Source organism: Arthrobacter sp. UYCo732 (assembly GCF_040547265.1).
Classification (GTDB): Bacteria; Actinomycetota; Actinomycetes; order Actinomycetales; family Micrococcaceae; genus Arthrobacter.
Window position 1 is genome coordinate 1 of sequence record NZ_JBEPPJ010000028.1, and the last position, 16,541, is coordinate 16,541.

Below are 16,541 nucleotides of genomic sequence, written 5' to 3' on the forward strand. Positions count from 1 at the left end.
TTTTGACTGTGGTAAGCCATATTTTCCCCCAAAAGACGGGCATTTCGTGTTTAAAACGCCGGACCCGATCCCAACCTCATCGGTGGATCAAGGCTAAGGGGGCGCCGCTCAGGAAACGTCCGACGGCGGCGCTTTCCCGCCGTCGTCGGCACTGGGAGTTTTTGTCCAGATAATCCCGGAAATCCTGCTCAGAACCGCCATCAAGTGGACAAAAACTCGGGGCTTTACCTCCTGCTACTGGGGGGAGCGTCCTCAGGGGGATGGCCCGGCGGCAGCGGCGGGGCGGGCGCGGGCGCTGGAGCAGGCGCGGGCGCGGGCGCAGGAGCCGGAGGTGGCGCGGGCGCAGGAGCCGGAGGTGGCTCGGGCGCGGGGGCCGGTGCTGGGGCGGGCGCGGGGGCCGGTGCTGGGGCGGGCGCCGGTGCTGGGGCGGGTGCCGGCGCAGGCGCGGGGGCCGGTGCTGGGGCGGGCGCGGGGGCCGGTGCCGGCGGGCCGGTCATCGAGGCCGGTGGCGGCGGGAACGGATCAGCTGGATAGAGCGGGGCCGCCTGCAGCATGTAGTTGACCCACTGCGGCCCGGCAATCATCCACCCATCGAGCCCGGCGTAGAACTGGCCGTTGATGGTGACGTTCTGGCCGGCGCGGTTCTGCCCATCCAAGGCGTCACCGAAGAAAGACGCCGTAGCCAGTCCCGAGGTGTAGCCAACCACCCACGTAGAGCCGTTGTTATTCGAGGTGCCGGTCTTGGCGGCAACCGGCATCTTCGTATGGATCTTGGGATTGATCCACACCCCCGACCCGACTTTCAGGACGTCCTGGAGCACCGAGTTAACCCCGCGGGCAACCTCCGGTTTGACGACGTTGCGGCAGTCACTGGTCTGCGCTGGAAGTTTCGCGCCGGTTAGGTCCGTGATCTCCTGCAGCGCGATGGGGACGCAGTATCTGCCGTCACTGGCGAACGTCGCGAAAGCATTGGCCAGGTGAACCGGCGCCACACCGACAGCCCCCAGCAGATTACCCAGCTGGTGCATGTTGATCTGGGCACCGTCCAGGCCGCTGTGCAGCCCCACGGCATCCACCATTTTCTGGATTCCGCAGAAATCGAGCTGGGCTGCGGTGGCGAACGTGGCGGTGTTGATAGAGTTATACAGCCCGTAGTTGATGGGCATCGGGCGGTAGAAACCCTCCTCGGCGTTTTGCAGGTCATCGGTGGCGCCGAGTTCAGGATTTTTCTGTGCCGTGCTGTAGGCGCCCAGCACCTTGCCGCAGCTGGAGCGCCACGGGAAGCCCACGGGATATACCCGCCGGGAGGCGTCCACCACTGCCGTTAGCGACTTGCCCTCATTCAGCCACTCGGCGAACGTGAAGGGCTTCATGGTGGAGCCGGGCTGGAAACCGCCCGCCCCATTCAGATCGTTGCCCTGCGCATCGCGGGAATCCACGTTGAAGTTCAGCTGTGAATTGAATTTCCCCTCGGCCGGCAGGAACACCGTGTTCTGCGCCATGGCCAGGATCTTCCCTGTGCCCGGCTGGACTGAAACCAGCGCCGCACCCCAGTGGTCGGGATTCGGCCCGGCGGTGGCATCCACCTGGGCCTGGGCAGCCGCCTGCAGCCTGCTGTCGAGCGTCGTAACGATGTTTAGCCCGCCCCGGTAGAGCTTGCGCTCCCGTTCCGCCGGACCGGCGCCGAAGGCCGGGTTGTTCAGGATCAGGTGCGAAATGTAGTCGCAGAAGTACGGCGCCATGGTGGCGTTGGCGCAGCCTTGTTTTGCGGGACTGAGTTTGACTTCTGTTGGTGTTGCTACAGCGGCGTCGTGGTCCGCCGGCTGGATTTTGCCCTGCTCGAGCATCTTGTCCAGCACCTGGTTCCGGCGGCTGAGGGCCTGTTCCGGGTTCACCGCAGGATTGTAGAAACTGGGGCTTTTGACCAGCCCGGCGAGCATGGCAGCCTGGGGCAGGGTGAGGTCCTTGGCCGTGGTGCTGAAGAAATACCGGGCAGCGGCCTCGACGCCGTATGCCTCCCGGTTGAAGAACACGATGTTGAGGTAGCCCTCGAGGATCTGCTCCTTGGTGAACTTCTTCTCCAGCGCAATGGCTAGCTTCATTTCGCGGAGCTTGTCCCCAATGCTCTTCTGTCCGCTGAGGACCACCTCGTTGCTCTTGCCCTGGAACAGGTAAGACTCGTTGATCACGTTCGTGACGTACTGCTGGGTCAGCGTAGAGGCGCCCTGCTGCCCCTGCTGGGTCAGGTTGAAAACCGCAGCCCGGAGAATTCCCTGCGGGTCAACCCCCGGGTGCTCATAGAAACGGCTGTCCTCGATGGCCACGATGGCATCACGAACAGATGGGGACATCTGGGCGAGGGGGATCTTGACCCGGTTCTCCACGTAGAACGTGGCGATCGGCTGGCCATCCGCGGTGAGGACTTTGGTGGATTGCGACGGCGGCAGAACCATCAGTTCGGACGGCAGCTTCTCGAAGAAGTTGATGGAGTTGCTGACGCCGAGTCCGGCCGCTGCGACGGCCGGGACCACCAGGCTCGCGGCCAGGACGCCGCACATGGCACTCGTCACAAAGAATCCGATGACCAGGCCCAGGGTGGCGGCCAAACGGTGCTTGCGTTTCCTGCGGTGCGTCATTTTTCAGCCTCAAGCTCGCGACGTGTGAACAGGATACGCCGCAGCGACTGCTGCATCCAGATGCACGGATGAAATGATGCCAAGCCGCAATATTGCGTGCCGAATGATCTTCCTGGGCTATTGTCAGCCGATAGTTATCGATATATCGTTAACTATCGCTGATTGGTTCACAGGAAGACAATTCAACAACCGTATGAAGGGACGATGCCACCATGCAAGGCATACAGGACGAGTGGTTTTTGGAACCCCCGTTTGGCCGGGGCAGGTTTGAGCGCGGCAGGGGCCGGCGTGGGCCGCACGGTCACCGCGGGGGCGGTTTCGGGCCGGGGTTTGGGCCGCGCGGCGGTTTTGGTCCGGGTTTTGGTCCCGGGACCGGGTTGGGCGGAGGGTTTGGTCCCGGCTTCGGGCCGGGGTCCCGGCGGGCCAGCAGGGGAGATGTCAGGTGGGCCATCCTGTCGCTCCTGGCTGAGACGCCATCGAATGGTTACGGCCTGATCAAGACCATCGCGGAGAAGACTTCGGGTGCCTGGCGGCCCAGCCCGGGGTCCGTATATCCGACGCTCCAGCAACTGGTGGACGAGGACCTCATTACGCCGCTCAGCGATGGAAGGCGGACGGACTTCACGCTTACCGACGCCGGGAAGGCCTATGTGTCCGAGCATGCGGAGGAACTGCAGAACGCGTGGAACAGCGATGCTGAAGGATCGGGGCCGGCATTTCACCAGAGCGTGGGAAAGCTGATGGGCGTGATTCATCAGTTCCGCAGTGCCGCCACCGAAGAGCAGCGCAATGCTGCGGTGGAGAAGCTCGACGAAACCCGCCGGGCGCTCTACCGGATCCTGGCCGACTGACCAGGATCCGGCGTCGCGATTTGTCCCGGGGATCCTGAGGGTCTCCGGGGCGTCCCGGTGGGGACTAGTTTGCCCGTTCCCCCGCTCCCCTGCGCGTGGTGAACGGCAGGACGAGCCGGGACTGGTGGGCCGCGTCACGGTAGATCTTGTGCGTGACGGGGCGGCCCACCGGCAGGTGGAAGGCGTCTGGCGGCAGCAGGGCGTTGTGCTCGTCGGTACGTGGACCAGGTTAAGCCAAGCGGCCACGTCAGGGCCCTGCGGGCGTTCCTGGACGAGCTTCTTCAGCTCCTCGGGGCCGTACTTTTCGATCATCCGGGACTTCACGCCGTGTTGATCCAGATCAGGCCGGCCTGCCCCGCGGTGGTGGCGGCTCCGCCGTTGAAGCCGAACCAGCCGAACCACAGGATCGCTGCCCCGAGCATGATGAAGGGGACGTTGTGCGGGCGGTGGCTGGGGTCTTTGGCGGAACCGTGACGCTGGCCCACCACCAGGGCGAGTGCCAGGGCCGCAGTACCCGAACTGATTTCCACCACCGCGCCGCCGGCAAAGTCGATGACCTGGCCGAAGATGCCGGTCATGGCCCCGCCGGCGCTCATGAGCCCGCCGCCCCAGATCATGTAGGCGAGGGGGCAGTAGACCAGGGTGACCCAGACCGGGACGAACAAGGCCCAGGCGCTGAACTTGGCGCGGTCCGCAATGGCGCCGCTGATCATGGCCACTGAAGCCGGCCTTGATCAGATCGGGGGAGCCCCTGAAAATGCCCAGGACGCCCTCGCCGGTGGTCATGGAGCAACCCCACAGGACCCGGACAACACCCACGATGCCGGCGGAGATGAAGCTCATCATGTTCAGGGCTGCCTTGGACAGCGTCATGCCGCCGTAGAAAAGGCCGAGCCCCGGAGTCATGAGCAGCACCATTGCCGCCGCGATCATCAGCCAGACATGTTGCGCAGTGATTTAAACCTGCGGGTCCCTTCCGATAGCGCCTGAAAAACGGGACTCAATACCTGGCCCGCGCAATCCCCCGGCTCAATAGTCGGGGCCCGGTGTTTCCACCTGTGCCTCCACACGTTGCGTGCACGTTACGTACCGCGCCCCTAAATGAAGATCGCGTGACCCGCATGTTTCAGGCAGGTAAACCGGGGCCGCGAAACGGTGATACCCGGATGCGGCAACCAGCTGCATTTCCTGGACGTGACCAGCGGCTCACCACCGCGGCCGTTTCACGGAGTTCGTGCTCCTCCGCGACCAGCGCCTCTATGTGGCCCAAAATGTCCTGATCGTTCAAGGCTTCTCCTCTGTTCGGCAGCCGGTCCACTCAGGCTAATGATGCACCCCGGAAGTGACCAGAGCCGCAAGATCCGGGCCCAACCACCGGTACCATCATTTCCATGCCCACCGCGCTTGAAATGGCAGGTCCCATCCTGGAGATGCTGACCTGGCTGTGCCTGCCTGCCGGGCTTGGCCTGCTCTTCTACTCCGGCATCCTGCGCCGTTTTGTGCACCCGTGGTCGGTTGCGGAGGCGGTGGTCTATGCGGACGAGACCAGAACCGGGTTCCGCTGGTTCGACCGCAAATTCCGGGTCCAGCATGCGCCCATGTCCCCGCACGACATCAAGGACCTCGCCGTCGGTGACACCTTGCCGATTTACTACCATCCCAAGCGACCCACCCAGTGGCAGACCGCAACCCCGGACGCGGTGGGGAGCACCGCCGTCGTGCTTGGCCGGGTCCTGACCGGAATCGGCGCCGCGGCGCTAATCGCCGGGTTTCTGCTGCCGATGTTCTGAATACTCCTCAGGAACAGTGCCAGCCAGTTGGACCGTGGTCCTCACCGCCGCCGCTCCTGCTCGTTGCCACGGCCGTGGCACTGCGCGGCCCTTTCAAGAGAACCCGGCTGTCTAACGGCTAAGCGGTGAGGACCACCACGATCCCCAGGCCGCCCAAGGCAACCCCTGCGAAAGCGGTCCAGAGCACCGCGGAGGTATCGGCGTCGACATTTCCCCGGGCGATGCCGTGCGAACTGGCGCTGTAGCGGCGGCGCTGGGTGAGGTAGATGGCCGCCGCGGCGGCGGAGGACACCGCGAACAGCAGTAGGATGGGCATGCCGTGGTGGGGGAGCCATCGCAGGAAGATGGCGCTGACAGTCACGAGCGCCAGCATGGTCCGGCCCCACGCCAGCGTGGTCCGTTCGGGCTGGAGCCCGGGGTCCCCATGGGGCGCGGCGTCCGGCAACCGGGTGCGGACCACGGGGCTAGCGCGAGAGGATAAAAACGAGGACGACGGCGGCGGCCAGCGCCCCTGCGCCGGCCAGCAGCGGCACGATGAGCGGCAGCGGGAGCGGGGTTTTATTGCGCATGCTCCGTTCGACGCGGATCCAGCGCCCTGCGGCGCCCGCGCTCAGCAGCATGCCCAGGAGCAGGAGCAGCACCGCCAAACTCTTGCGGACAGGTTCCAGGAACAGGTCCGAGGTGAATGCTTCGATGGCGATGCCGCCGGCCAGCAGTGCCAGCGCGGTGCGGATCCAGGCCAGGAAAGTGCGTTCGTTGGCCAGCGTGAAGCGGGGGTCAGGCTCGGTGCCGCCGGGCAGGAGCCGTTCGGCAATCCTTCCGCGCGACGGCGGGGGCGACGGCGGCACGGGCTCGCCGGGCGGTGGCTGGTTGCTGGACACGGGGACAGTTTAGCCGCTGGCCGAGGCCGCTCAGCCGGCGGTCCGGGGCGCAAACACGATCACGGCCACGCCCAGAAGGCAGATGACGGAACCGGCAATGTCCCACCGGTCCGGCCGGAAGCCGTCAAAGATCATCCCCCAGGCCAGCGAACCGGCCACAAACACCCCGCCGTAGGCCGCCAGGATCCGACCGAAATGGGCGTCTGGCTGCAGCGTGGCCACAAAACCGTAGAGGCCCAGCGCAATGACGCCAAGCCCTGCCCACCACCAGTCCTTGCCCTCGCGGACGGCCTGCCACACCAGCCAGGCGCCGCCGATTTCGGCCACCGCAGCCAGGACGAACAGCAGAGCCGTTTTGGCGATGGAGACCGTTTCAGCGGGAATATTCACAGGATTATCATGCCAGCCGGGAACGCATGCGGTTTTGCCGGGGTGGGGCGGCCATCCACAGAATGTCCATCAGGCCCACGGCGACGAGGACCAGCATTAGGGACCAACAACAACCCACGCAATAGCCACCGTGCCAGAAGCCGGCCCTGGCATCACGCAGCGGACCTCGGAAGTTGCAGACGTGGATGGCCATCGGTGAGCGGCAGTGGCTCAATCACCGATTCTTCAGCGGCGTGAACTGATAGGCCGCCGCCAGGGCGAGGACCACGCCGTCAATCCATACGGGAGCGGTACCCGACTGCCCGCCGAGCGCCGAAAATACCCAGAACGACGCGAAGGCAACACGTCCGTAGGCCGCCCACCCAGCAGGTAACCTGCTACCAGCAAGGCGACCCGCCCTTCCTTCGCCGCACCGAACGGGCGCGGACGGAGCCGCCCGTGCGCATACGCCGTGGACACGGGCGCGCCCGACGGCAGCATCATGGCCGCCATCATCAACACCCAAATGCCCGGAAACGCACCGACATCGGCCGGCATCGCGATCATTCCCATGCCAGCCGGCATGCCCGCCGCATAGGCCACGACAAACGCCCACGCGAGGACGGAAGCAGCGGGAGGACGGACCAGCCGGCAGCGGTGCTACGCCGCCCAGGCGAAGTCTCTTTAATGGCCATTCTTGCCGGCATTGTCGAACGACCAGCCGTAGTCCGGGTCGCTGAAGGTTCCAATGCTGCTCTGCGCGATCGGAAGATCGGGGCCCATCGGATGGAAAATATGCTGGAGCCTCATGACCGCATCGGACCCGGTGGCGCGGATGCCTGTCACCTCGAAGTCCATGATGCCCGGCACTGTGACCCGGCGGGTGTCGTGGTGGGTTTCAAAGGTGATGGGAACGAATGTCACGCCCAGCTGCTCCGAGATGAGCCCCGCCAGCATGGCCGGCGGCCCACCCAGCGCCCCGGAGTGGATGCCGCCCAACGCCTGGCGCTGGCCGTCGTCGGCCGGTTCGTCAAGGTAGACGGCCACCCGCCATCAGCCGGAACCCATGATGGCTGGCGAGGGAACTAACAGGCGAATATCTCGAAAACTGCAATTGCGATGTCCTCTGCCCGTGCGTTACGTCCTCGTTGCAGGGACCGGCGGACAATGAGCGGTGCTACATCCCACTTGCCATGCACATCACCACCGGCTACAACTACGGCGTCCGGCTGGACGATCTCGGCGCCATTCTTGTACAGGCCATGGTGACCACTCTGGTTTCATTGATGAACCTATACGGAGTCCGACGGCGTGCCCTCCCCGAAAGCCCACCGCCATCGTGTGATGGAGCCCGAGTTTTGCGGGACGGCCTTCAATGGGCTGACTCTGGCGAACCTGGATTTCCGCCAATATGTCGCGGTACCTACGTCCGCCATTTTAGTCTTTCGCTGGTGAAAAGGACCCGCCTGCGGCGGATCCGGGGCAAATTCCGGTGGGTGATCGGCTGTGGGGGGACTATTATTTGGGGACCGGGCAAACTTCCTATTCCTGCCCTGCCCCGTAGCCAGAGAGGCGCCCCCATGTCCGAGAAGCTCCATCTCACGCCGGAAGACGAATTCCCGGACGATCTCTCTTCCCTCCCCGACCAGGAACTGCAGGTTCTGGATAGCCAAGTGCAGCGCCAGCTGGACTACGAGTACGTGGCCGAGGGCGAACCGAATCCGGAGACCGAGTTCAGGCACCATGACATCGATGAGGAATTCGACGAACGCGATGGCCGCTGATCCGGAACCATCCACTTGCCGCAGCCGTTAGGCTTATAGCGGGCATTGGGGCTTCAATCGCCCCTTAGTACAGCATGACGTCTACAGTGTGACTGCGGAAGGGTCAGGAGAGAGAAATATGGCTCGCGCCGCGATAGGTACAACTGCATGATCCGGTTACGACAGCTGGCCCAAGCGGCCTCCGTCTTGACGACGCCCCTAACGCCGGAAGATATTCTGGCGCTGTTCAACCCGGTCTTCTCGGCCCGCCAGCTGCGCGGTGTAGTGACCCGGGTGGTCCAGGAGACAGCTCAGTCCGCCACCATCTTTTTCCGCCCCGGACGCGGTTGGCATTCGCACTTGGCCGGCCAGTGGGCGCGCATCGGCGTCGAGCTGGACGGCGTCCGCCACTGGCGCTCGTACTCCCTGAGTGCCCCCGCCGGCAAGGATCCCGCCATCACGGTCACCGACGTCGGCGCGGTTTCCGGAACCCTGGTGCGCACCACCAAACCTGGCGACGTCCTGTTCCTTGCACCCCCGCAGGGTGACTTCGTCCTGCCGGAGCACCCGCGGCCGCTCCTGATGGTCACCGCGGGAAGCGGCATCACTCCGGTGATGTCCATGATCCGCACGCTTGTCCCGCGCCGCCCGGATGCCGACGTCGTGCTTGTCCACTCAGCCCGCACACCCGGCGACAGCCTCTTCCGCGAGGAACTAGCCGAGCTGGCCGACCAGTTCCCCAACTTCAGGCTGGCCCACTGGTACACCGGCGAGCAGGGCCGGATGGACCTGACCAACACGGCGGAACTTGATGAGATCTGCCCGGACTGGAAGGAACGCGCCGCGTACGCCTGCGGGCCGGACAGTTTCCTGGACGACGCCGAAGCGCTGTGGAAGCAGGCCTCGCTCACGGCAGGAGCCCCCGGCTCGGACGTCGCGATCAACGGCGAGGCCGGCAACCTGATGATCGAACGGTTCAACACCACCTTCGCCGGGGGTGTGGGGCACGACGGCGGCCTTGTCACCTTTGAGGCGTCGGACCGGGAAGTTGACGCCGACGGTGATACGCCGCTGCTCGACGTCGGCGAAGACGCCGGCGTGCTGATGCCCAGCGGATGCCGGATGGGAATCTGCCATAGTTGCCTGACCCCGCTCCTGGCCGGACAAGTCCGTGATCTTCGTACCAACGAGATCCACGGCGAGCCCGGCCAATTAATCCAAACGTGTGTCTCGGCAGCCGCCGGACCCGTCAACCTCGAACTCTGAGGAGCCTCACCGCATGTCAGTAGTTTCAGAAAAAAAGACAGTTTCAGAAGGCAAGACCGCCCCGGCCGGGGCGCCAAGGACGCGCCCCGGAGCGCTGGCCGAGTCCGGCAGTCCTTCGGTGCGCCCTCCCACCGCGGCGCACCTTTCCGACGAACAGGTAGCTGAGCTGGGGCGGGAGCTCGACGCGATCCGCGACGATATCCTCGCCAAGCGCGGCGCCACCGACGCCGCCTACATCCGGCGCATGATCAAGATCCAGCGCGGCCTGGAGATTTCCGGCCGCGCCGCACTCCTGGTCAGCAAGAACAAGGCAGCATGGGTCACCGGCACCACCCTGCTGAGCCTGGCCAAGATCCTGGAAAACATGGAGATCGGGCACAACGTCCTACACGGCCAGTGGGACTGGATGCGGGACCCGGACATCCACTCCACCACCTGGGAATGGGACTTCGTCACCCCTTCGCGCTCCTGGCAGCACACCCACAACGACCTCCACCACCGCTGGACTAACGTGGTGGGCAAGGACAACGACGTCGGATACAACCTCCTCCGCATGGACGAGAGCCAGCCGTGGGTCCCCATGAACCTGGGCAACCCGCTGTACAACGCCATCCTGGCGCCCCTTTTCGAGTGGGGCATCGCCATCTACGACCTCGAGCTCAACGATTTCAAAGAGGGCAAGAAGTCCAAGGAAGCACTGCTCAAGGACCTCAAGTCGCTGGGCAAGAAGGTGGTCACCCAGTTCACCAAGGACTACGCGGCCACTCCCGCCGTCGCCATGCTCACCGGTTCCGGCAAGCAGGCCCTCTACGGCACGCTGACGGCCAACGCCGTCCGCAACGTCTGGGCGCACGCGGTCATCTTCTGCGGCCACTTCCCGGAAGGCACGGACACCTTTACCGAGGAAATGGTGGAAGGCGAAACCCGCGGCGACTGGTACGTCCGCCAGATGATCGGTTCCGCCAACATCTCCGGGTCCAAGTTCATGCACCTGATGACCGGCAACCTCTCGCACCAGATCGAGCACCATCTTTTCCCGGACCTGCCGTCCAACCGGTACGCCGAGGTTGCCCCGCTGGTCCGTGAGATCTGCCAGCGGTACGGACTGAAGTACACCACTGGTCCGCTGCTGAAACAGGTCGGATCAACCTGGGGCAAGATTTTCAGGCTGGCGTTGCCGGGCAAGGCCGCGAAGGCCTGACCTAACAGCTAAACAACGAAAGCGGATGGGCCAGGCGAAATGCCTGGCCCATCCGCTTTTTGGGCTTTCTGCTGCTCTACTTCGCGAGGAAGGCGAGCAGGGCGGCATTGACCTCCGCGGCGTGCGTCCAGAGCATGCCGTGCGGGGCGCCGTCGATCTCTACGTAGTCAGCGCTGGGGAGCGCCTTGGCGAAGCGCCGGCCCGTCGCGTCGATGGGCAGGATGTTGTCCGCTGTGCCGTGCACGATCAGGGCCGGGACATCGATCTTGGGAATGTCGGCGCGGAAGTCGGTCAGCCAGGTGGGCTGCGCGGCCACGGAGGCGGTGGAACCCGACCCGGCAGCCAGGTTCCAGCTCGCGTTCACGGCTTCCTGGCTGAGGCGTGGCGTGCCCAGGAACGTGTCCGAGTTGTAGAAGTTCTTGAAGAACTCGGTGAAGAACGCGTACCGGTCCGCGGTGACAGCTTCGGTGAGGCCGTCAAAGACTTCCTGCGGAACGCCGTCCGGGTTGTCGTCAGTCTTCAGCAGGAACGGCTCCAGTGATCCAAGGAAAACGGCCCTTGCGACGCGCGCCGAACCGTAGGTGCCCAGGTACCTGGCCACCTCGCCCGTTCCCATGGAGAAGCCCACCAGTACGGCCTCGTTCAGGTCCAGGGTTTCCACCAGGGTGTTGAGGTCGGCGGCGAACGTGTCGTAGTCGTAGCCTTCGGGGGTCTTGGTGGATTTTCCGAACCCGCGGCGGTCGTAGGTAATGACGCGGTAGCCAGCCTCCCGGAGGGCGGTTGTTTGCTTTTCCCAAGAGGAACCGTCCAGCGGGTAGCCGTGGACCAGGACCACAGGCTGGCCGCTGCCGTGGTCTTCGTAGTAGAGCTCAATATCGGTGCTGTTCTCGGTTCCAACGGTGACGAATGCCATCTCGGCGGTCCTTTCGAGGGTTCGGAATCAGGTTCAGGGCAGAACGCGCAGAGCCGCGCCCGGCATTCCCTACTCTAGGCCCGGCTGCGGGTCCAAGGATGTGGCTACTGGGAGGGCCGGGGCAGTTCGCACCCAATCTTCGGATTAACGCCCATGTAGTTCAGCGGCCCGGCGACGATGGTGACCGCCACGGTGCCCGCCTCGGCGCAAGTTCCGGGGGCGCCACCGAAGTAGCCGCGCTGCCAGGCAGCGACGCCTCCGATGATCAGCCAGATGACAATCAGTGCTCCGAGAAACTTCATGGTGCCTCCTAGCGCCGTGGCCGTCTGTGCAGTCAATTATGCGCCGTTACGGCCGAACGCTCTCTCGCATACCGCAGAAAAACCAAACGCTCTCTCACTTTTGACGCTGATACGCCGACGCCCGTACCTCGGGTGATGGCGACTGCGGGAGGTGAGAGAGCGTTTGGGGTGGGGGAGGGTGGCGGGGCTAGCCGCGAGGGCCGAAGCCGCCGCCTCCGCCGCCGGGGCCCTGGGCTGCGGTGTATTCGCCGGCCGTCACCGTGCCCACCTGATCAGCCGCTGCAGCAGTGCCGCCGGTTACCTTCAGTTCGCCGCTAACGTCCAGGGCCCCGTTGCGGGGCATTCACCTGCTGATTCACGGGGAAGCGTCCATCCTGGCGGGCTTCGGTCGATAGGATCAAACCCGTGACTTACTCGCGTGACCTTAAACTCCGTTTGAAACGGCTCCTCGTTTTCTGCGTGTTTGCGATTTGCGTGATCACCGCGGTGTCATTCTGGGCACTGCGACAGCCCGGCGCGGGCGAGGCTCTTCCTCCTCCACGGTCGGAGGCGAAACTCGAAGCGATCTCAACCGGCATTGCCCCGGCCGTGAACATCACTCGGAACGCGGACGCCCAGTGGCTCCTACAGGCTGCCGCCCAGACCGGTATTCCTGCCCGTGCGCTTCGGGCTTACGTGGCTGCGGCCGGCGCGGCCAACTATTCCGCCCCCGGCTGTGGGATCGGCTGGAATACGGTGGCGGCGATCGGTTTTGTTGAGTCCGCCCACGGAGCTTACGGCGGTGGAAGCCTGACTCCCGCGGGGCAGGCCAGCGGACCAATTGTTGGCCCGAGCCTCGACGGCAACGGATTTGCCGCTATCGCTGATACGGACGCCGGCGCTTTGGATGGCGACGCCCGCTGGGACCGCGCGGTCGGACCCATGCAGTTCATTCCCTCCACCTGGAAGCTTGCGGGACAGGACGGGAACGGTGACGGAAAAGCGGACCCCTTCAATATCGACGACGCCGCCCTGAGTGCGGCCGGGTACTTATGCGCCCATGGCCGTGACCTCACTACCGCGAACGGCTGGACCGGGGCCATCTACTCCTACAACCAGTCCGATGCCTACGTGGGCCAGGTGCGCGACCGGGCAACTTCCTACGCTGAGAAGACGGGCACCGCCGGATAGGACAACGGGGCTGAGGCACCTCGCGCGGTACGAAGAATAGCCCTCGCCGCGGTGGTCGCGTTCGTGAAGGGCTACGAGGAGCCGGCACTCACCCGCACCTACGGGGAGAAGTACCTCGACTACCGGCGCAACGTCCCGGGGTGGTGGCCGAGACTCACGCCATGGCGGCCGTGGTCGTCAGCGTTCCGCCCTGAGTTACTGGCCACGTTACGGTCCGGACGAAAAGCCGGCGGGCCTTGCGCCTCACCCGGGGGGCGGCTTACTGAGGCTGGCGGGTGGCGGAATCCTGGTTGGCGGCCAAGGATGCTGCCTATGCAGGCGCGGAGGGCGCAGGTTCGGTGACCGGGCAGAGCCGCAGTGCAAGCTCCTTCAGTTCCTTGGGGTGGAACGGCTTAGTCAGGTAGGCGGCGGCGCCGGACGCCATGCCGGCCAGGTAGTCATGCTGTTCGGACCGGGCGGTGAGGAACAGCAGGGGAGCGCCGTTGAGCGCACGGATGGCCCGGGCCACCACGTGGCCGTCCATGTCAGGCAGCCCAAGATCGAGCGTTATGAGGGAAACGCAGGGGTCGGCTGCCGCGGCGATGCCCTCGGCGCCGCTGCCAACTGCCCGCACGTCAAAGCCCGCACGGGCCAGTACCACTGTGATCAGCCCGCGGATATCGTAGTTGTCCTCGATGACGAGGCAGACGCGTTTCATTTCCAAATGAGCCCCCAGAGCCAGCTTGGAATCAGTCTACGGGGTGGGGAGGTGGAAAATCGCTGGTATGACGCATTCCACAGAACGGACGCTGGTGACGGTTGGCCACGGAACGGCCAGCCAAGAGGAGTTCACCGAACTGTTGGCCGCGGCAGGAGTCCAATCCTTGGTTGACGTCCGCATCGCCCCCGGCAGCCGCACGTTTCCACAGTTTGGCAAGGACCTGCTGGCACAGTGGCTGCCTGCGGCCGGGGTGCTGTATCGCTGGGAGAAACGGCTGGGCGGGTTCCGGAAACTTCCGCCGGAATCTCCGGACGTGGCGCTGCGCAATGACTCGTTCAGGGCCTACGCGGCGTACATGCGGTCTGCGGATTTTTCGCTGGCCCTCGATGATCTCCTGGCGCAGGCGTCGGAAGAGGCCGTGGTGATCATGTGCAGCGAGACCGTGTGGTGGAGGTGCCATCGGCGGCTGATAGCCGACCACGCCGTATTGCTCGACGGCGTGAAGGTCCTGCATCTGATGCCCGGGGGAAAGCTGACGCCCCACCAGCCAACCTCCGGGGTGCGGATCCACGGGACGGAATTGGTCTACGACGTGACTTAGCTCCGGAAGCATCAGTCCGTCCCGGCGCTAGCCTTCGTAGTGCGTCTGGGCGGGCCCCAGGCGCAGGGCCAGGGATGTCTGCCCGACAAAGTCCTCCGCGGTTTCCAGGATGCGGCCCTCGAATCGGCCGCTCAGGTGGGAGCACCGCAGCAGCGTGGCCTTGGTTTCGCCCTCCAGCTGGAAGGGGATGGCTAGGACTGAACGGACACCGAGGCCCAGCACTGCTGCGGCGTATTCGGGCCACCGGACTTCACGCTCAAGGTCCGGGACATGGACAGTCGGCTGGTCCACCGGGGCGGCCATGAGGCGTCAGGGCGGCGGCGATCGCTGGATCGTCGAACTATCCAACGGCCTGCGGCTAAACCGATAACCAGCAGTACATACAGCTCTGACCGGTGCCAGCGTCATGCTCACCGAATCACGGTCGAACGGGGAAGCAGCCCGGCCATCCACGCCAGGACGCTGGCGTTGTGTCGCCACTTGTGGGCAGAATGTAGCTCACGCTGGCCACTGCCGGCGGTGGACCCGACACCAACCGGCGATGGCGCCGCGGAGGGACATCGAACATGACCAGACTGCTCATCATCGGGCCGCCCTTCCGGACCAACGTCGGCCAGGAAACGCCACTGGGCGTGGAAGCCGCCAAATACCTCGACGACGGCGCTTTTGTACCGGACCATCTCACCACCGCACTAGTCAAGGACCGGCTCCTGGACGCCGATGTCCAGCCCGGCTTCCTGCTGGACGGGTTCCCCCGCGCTGCGCCCCAAATCATGGAGCTGGACAACATGCTCGCTTCGCAGGGCCACCCTCTAGACGCCGTCGTGGAACTCCGTGCACCGGACTCCGAACTGGAGCAGCGGATGCTGCAGCGGGCCAAGGAGCAGGGACGCAAACACGACATCGTGGAGGTGTTCCGGCGCCGGCTGGACCTCTACCACCGCGAAACCCATGAGGCAGTGGCGGTCTATGCCGGCCGGGGAAAGGTGGTTTCGGTCGAAGGCAGCGGTGCCCCCTGTGCCATCACCGAAAGGGCCATCGCCGCCGTCGAAAAGTTCCTCGCGGCAGGAGTAAACCCATGAAAATTGCAGTGACAGGCGGAAACGGAAAACTCGGGCGGCACGTGGTCCGCAGGTTGATCGCGGACGGACACCAGGTTATGGTCCTGGACCGTGCCGGCGAAAGGGACCCGGGGCTGGCAATCGTGGACCTGCGGAACTACGGCCAAGTCCTCGATGTGCTGCTCAGCCTCGACAGCAGGCACAGTGGCTTCGACGCAGTGGTTCATCTGGGAGCCATCCCGGCGCCGGGCATCATTCCGGACGCTGCCACCTTCGAGAACAATATGCTCTCCACCTACAACGTCTTTCAGGCCTGCCGGCGGGCCGGAATCAAGCGGGTGGTGTACGCCTCCAGCGAGACGGTTCTGGGGATTCCGTTCGCCACCGACCCGCCATACATCCCGGTGGACGAGGAATACCCGGCGCGGCCGGAAAGCACGTACTCGCTTGTCAAGCATCTTGAAGAGCAGATGGCCGTCCAGCTAACACGCTGGGACCCGGAGCTGAGCATCGCCGGCCTGCGGTTCTCCAACGTGATGGACCCGGAGGACTACGACAAGTTTCCGTCGTTCGATGCGGACGCATTGATGCGCAAATGGAACCTCTGGGGGTACATCGACGGGCGGGACGGGGCCCAGGCCGTGGCACGCGCCCTCGAAAACGGCCAGCCAGGATTCGAGGCATTCATCATCGCGAACGCTGACACCGTCATGTCCCGATCCAGTGCCAGCCTTGCCGCAGAGGTCTTCCCCAACGTCACGGTAACTAAGGAACTGGGCGAGCACGAAACCATGCTGTCCATCGACAAAGCCCGGCGCCTCCTGGGGTTCGAGCCCGAACACACCTGGCGGTCCTACCACTCGAACCGCACCACCCCCACGGAAGACTGAACGGCCAACCTCCACAGAAACCACGGTTTCGCAGAGCCGGCGAAGGTTTGGCGCAGGATCGGCTGAGGTCCCGTCCATAGTGCGTCACGGGCTCCTACTCTGGTGAGAGGCGGAGATCTTAACGCCGCCAACCAGCCCGCACCGTCA

22 protein-coding genes and 1 pseudogene are annotated in these 16,541 nt (G+C 64.8%); 10 read left to right on the forward strand and 13 right to left on the reverse strand.

What is annotated here, in order from left to right; translation table 11 throughout:
- Positions 1-224: 224 nt before the first annotated feature.
- Positions 225-2,636 (reverse strand): transglycosylase domain-containing protein, encoded by a 2,412-nt coding sequence (locus ABIB45_RS21170; protein ID WP_354217820.1) that lies wholly within the window; start codon positions 2,634-2,636, stop codon positions 225-227.
- 212 nt (positions 2,637-2,848) lie between these two features.
- On the opposite strand from ABIB45_RS21170, the gene ABIB45_RS21175 reads away from it, so the two are divergent.
- The gene (locus tag ABIB45_RS21175; protein ID WP_354217821.1) at positions 2,849-3,487 is read left to right on the forward strand and encodes a PadR family transcriptional regulator; all 639 of its coding nucleotides are present in this window, start codon (positions 2,849-2,851) and stop codon (positions 3,485-3,487) included.
- 326 nt (positions 3,488-3,813) lie between these two features.
- On the opposite strand, the pseudogene ABIB45_RS21180 reads toward ABIB45_RS21175, so the two are convergent.
- Positions 3,814-4,420, reverse strand: a pseudogene (locus ABIB45_RS21180) (ammonium transporter); the annotation flags it as partial.
- Positions 4,421-4,878: 458 nt separating this feature from the next.
- Between ABIB45_RS21180 and ABIB45_RS21185 the strand changes: the two are divergent.
- The gene (locus ABIB45_RS21185) at positions 4,879-5,277 is read left to right on the forward strand and encodes a hypothetical protein (RefSeq protein ID WP_354217822.1); all 399 of its coding nucleotides are present in this window, start codon (positions 4,879-4,881) and stop codon (positions 5,275-5,277) included.
- A gap of 118 nt (positions 5,278-5,395) precedes the next feature.
- Here the strand turns inward: ABIB45_RS21185 and ABIB45_RS21190 are convergent, their stop codons facing one another.
- The 5 genes from ABIB45_RS21190 to ABIB45_RS21210 are packed head-to-tail and all read right to left on the reverse strand — an operon-like array spanning position 5,396 to position 7,043.
- A complete protein-coding gene (locus ABIB45_RS21190) occupies positions 5,396-5,737 on the reverse strand; it encodes a DUF202 domain-containing protein (protein ID WP_354217823.1) in 342 nt (113 codons plus the stop codon).
- Positions 5,738-5,741: 4 nt separating this feature from the next.
- On the reverse strand, positions 5,742-6,158 hold the full coding sequence (locus ABIB45_RS21195; RefSeq protein ID WP_354217824.1) for a YidH family protein: 417 nt from the start codon (positions 6,156-6,158) through the stop codon (positions 5,742-5,744).
- A 30-nt stretch (positions 6,159-6,188) separates the two neighbouring features.
- Positions 6,189-6,548, reverse strand: a complete 360-nt coding sequence (locus tag ABIB45_RS21200; protein ID WP_354217825.1) for a YnfA family protein — start codon at positions 6,546-6,548, stop codon at positions 6,189-6,191.
- Between the two features lie 7 nt (positions 6,549-6,555).
- Entirely contained in the window at positions 6,556-6,762 is a 207-nt protein-coding gene (locus ABIB45_RS21205) for a copper chaperone (protein ID WP_354217826.1), read from the reverse strand.
- Positions 6,763-6,773: 11 nt separating this feature from the next.
- Positions 6,774-7,043 carry a hypothetical protein gene (locus ABIB45_RS21210; protein WP_354217859.1) on the reverse strand — a complete coding sequence of 90 codons (270 nt, stop codon included), beginning with the start codon at positions 7,041-7,043 and terminating at the stop codon, positions 6,774-6,776.
- On the opposite strand from ABIB45_RS21210, the gene ABIB45_RS21215 reads away from it, so the two are divergent.
- Positions 7,000-7,125 (forward strand): hypothetical protein, encoded by a 126-nt coding sequence (locus tag ABIB45_RS21215; RefSeq protein WP_354217863.1) that lies wholly within the window; start codon positions 7,000-7,002, stop codon positions 7,123-7,125. The two genes, ABIB45_RS21210 and ABIB45_RS21215, sit on opposite strands and share 44 nt — an antisense overlap.
- Before the next feature lie 86 nt (positions 7,126-7,211).
- Here the strand turns inward: ABIB45_RS21215 and ABIB45_RS21220 are convergent, their stop codons facing one another.
- Complete coding sequence (locus ABIB45_RS21220; RefSeq protein WP_354217827.1) at positions 7,212-7,574, reverse strand: DUF1326 domain-containing protein; 363 nt, start codon at positions 7,572-7,574, stop codon at positions 7,212-7,214.
- 26 nt (positions 7,575-7,600) lie between these two features.
- Between ABIB45_RS21220 and ABIB45_RS22675 the strand changes: the two genes are divergently transcribed.
- From ABIB45_RS22675 to ABIB45_RS21240, 3 genes are all read left to right on the forward strand, one after another.
- Positions 7,601-8,311 (forward strand): DUF1326 domain-containing protein, encoded by a 711-nt coding sequence (locus ABIB45_RS22675; protein WP_502909205.1) that lies wholly within the window; start codon positions 7,601-7,603, stop codon positions 8,309-8,311.
- Positions 8,312-8,458: 147 nt separating this feature from the next.
- Positions 8,459-9,556 (forward strand): ferredoxin reductase, encoded by a 1,098-nt coding sequence (locus tag ABIB45_RS21235; protein WP_354217829.1) that lies wholly within the window; start codon positions 8,459-8,461, stop codon positions 9,554-9,556.
- A 13-nt stretch (positions 9,557-9,569) separates the two neighbouring features.
- Positions 9,570-10,757, forward strand: coding sequence for a fatty acid desaturase family protein (locus ABIB45_RS21240; protein WP_354217830.1), 1,188 nt, complete (start codon positions 9,570-9,572; stop codon positions 10,755-10,757).
- A 76-nt stretch (positions 10,758-10,833) separates the two neighbouring features.
- Here the strand turns inward: ABIB45_RS21240 and ABIB45_RS21245 are convergent, their stop codons facing one another.
- The 3 genes from ABIB45_RS21245 to ABIB45_RS21255 all read right to left on the reverse strand — a co-directional run bounded on the left by ABIB45_RS21245 (position 10,834) and on the right by ABIB45_RS21255 (position 12,315).
- A complete protein-coding gene (locus ABIB45_RS21245; protein ID WP_354217831.1) occupies positions 10,834-11,670 on the reverse strand; it encodes an alpha/beta fold hydrolase in 837 nt (278 codons plus the stop codon).
- A gap of 104 nt (positions 11,671-11,774) precedes the next feature.
- Positions 11,775-11,972: a hypothetical protein gene (locus tag ABIB45_RS21250; protein WP_354217832.1), complete on the reverse strand. Its 198-nt coding sequence runs from the start codon at positions 11,970-11,972 to the stop codon at positions 11,775-11,777.
- Between the two features lie 187 nt (positions 11,973-12,159).
- Entirely contained in the window at positions 12,160-12,315 is a 156-nt protein-coding gene (locus ABIB45_RS21255; protein ID WP_354217833.1) for a hypothetical protein, read from the reverse strand.
- Positions 12,316-12,377: 62 nt separating this feature from the next.
- On the opposite strand from ABIB45_RS21255, the gene ABIB45_RS21260 reads away from it, so the two are divergent.
- Positions 12,378-13,142, forward strand: coding sequence for a lytic transglycosylase domain-containing protein (locus ABIB45_RS21260; RefSeq protein ID WP_354217834.1), 765 nt, complete (start codon positions 12,378-12,380; stop codon positions 13,140-13,142).
- Positions 13,143-13,452: 310 nt separating this feature from the next.
- Here ABIB45_RS21260 and ABIB45_RS21265 read toward each other — a convergent pair whose 3' ends face one another.
- Positions 13,453-13,839, reverse strand: a complete 387-nt coding sequence (locus tag ABIB45_RS21265) for a response regulator transcription factor (RefSeq protein WP_354217860.1) — start codon at positions 13,837-13,839, stop codon at positions 13,453-13,455.
- A gap of 67 nt (positions 13,840-13,906) precedes the next feature.
- Between ABIB45_RS21265 and ABIB45_RS21270 the strand changes: the two genes are divergently transcribed.
- Positions 13,907-14,443 (forward strand): DUF488 domain-containing protein, encoded by a 537-nt coding sequence (locus ABIB45_RS21270; RefSeq protein ID WP_354217835.1) that lies wholly within the window; start codon positions 13,907-13,909, stop codon positions 14,441-14,443.
- A 27-nt stretch (positions 14,444-14,470) separates the two neighbouring features.
- Here ABIB45_RS21270 and ABIB45_RS21275 read toward each other — a convergent pair whose 3' ends face one another.
- Entirely contained in the window at positions 14,471-14,734 is a 264-nt protein-coding gene (locus tag ABIB45_RS21275; RefSeq protein ID WP_354217836.1) for a GAF domain-containing protein, read from the reverse strand.
- Positions 14,735-15,009: 275 nt separating this feature from the next.
- Here ABIB45_RS21275 and ABIB45_RS21280 point away from each other — a divergent pair, with 275 nt between their 5' ends.
- Positions 15,010-15,525 carry a nucleoside monophosphate kinase gene (locus ABIB45_RS21280; protein ID WP_354217837.1) on the forward strand — a complete coding sequence of 172 codons (516 nt, stop codon included), beginning with the start codon at positions 15,010-15,012 and terminating at the stop codon, positions 15,523-15,525.
- A complete protein-coding gene (locus ABIB45_RS21285; RefSeq protein ID WP_354217838.1) occupies positions 15,522-16,394 on the forward strand; it encodes an NAD-dependent epimerase/dehydratase family protein in 873 nt (290 codons plus the stop codon). Before ABIB45_RS21280 ends, ABIB45_RS21285 begins: the two co-directional genes overlap by 4 nt.
- The last annotated feature ends 147 nt before the right edge of the window (positions 16,395-16,541 follow it).

Bases quoted from the DNA above. Each gene is read 5' to 3' on its own strand.
- ABIB45_RS21170 (WP_354217820.1), bottom strand. From the start codon at position 2,636: ATGACGCACCGCAGGAAACGCAAGCACCGTTTGGCCGCCACCCTGGGC.
- ABIB45_RS21175 (WP_354217821.1), top strand. From the start codon at position 2,849: ATGCAAGGCATACAGGACGAGTGGTTTTTGGAACCCCCGTTTGGCCGG.
- ABIB45_RS21185 (WP_354217822.1), top strand. From the start codon at position 4,879: ATGCCCACCGCGCTTGAAATGGCAGGTCCCATCCTGGAGATGCTGACC.
- ABIB45_RS21210 (WP_354217859.1), bottom strand. From the start codon at position 7,043: ATGATGGCGGCCATGATGCTGCCGTCGGGCGCGCCCGTGTCCACGGCG.
- ABIB45_RS21235 (WP_354217829.1), top strand. From the start codon at position 8,459: ATGATCCGGTTACGACAGCTGGCCCAAGCGGCCTCCGTCTTGACGACG.
- ABIB45_RS21240 (WP_354217830.1), top strand. From the start codon at position 9,570: ATGTCAGTAGTTTCAGAAAAAAAGACAGTTTCAGAAGGCAAGACCGCC.
- ABIB45_RS21245 (WP_354217831.1), bottom strand. From the start codon at position 11,670: ATGGCATTCGTCACCGTTGGAACCGAGAACAGCACCGATATTGAGCTC.
- ABIB45_RS21250 (WP_354217832.1), bottom strand. From the start codon at position 11,972: ATGAAGTTTCTCGGAGCACTGATTGTCATCTGGCTGATCATCGGAGGC.
- ABIB45_RS21255 (WP_354217833.1), bottom strand. From the start codon at position 12,315: ATGCCCCGCAACGGGGCCCTGGACGTTAGCGGCGAACTGAAGGTAACC.
- ABIB45_RS21265 (WP_354217860.1), bottom strand. From the start codon at position 13,839: ATGAAACGCGTCTGCCTCGTCATCGAGGACAACTACGATATCCGCGGG.
- ABIB45_RS21270 (WP_354217835.1), top strand. From the start codon at position 13,907: ATGACGCATTCCACAGAACGGACGCTGGTGACGGTTGGCCACGGAACG.
- ABIB45_RS21280 (WP_354217837.1), top strand. From the start codon at position 15,010: ATGACCAGACTGCTCATCATCGGGCCGCCCTTCCGGACCAACGTCGGC.
- ABIB45_RS21285 (WP_354217838.1), top strand. From the start codon at position 15,522: ATGAAAATTGCAGTGACAGGCGGAAACGGAAAACTCGGGCGGCACGTG.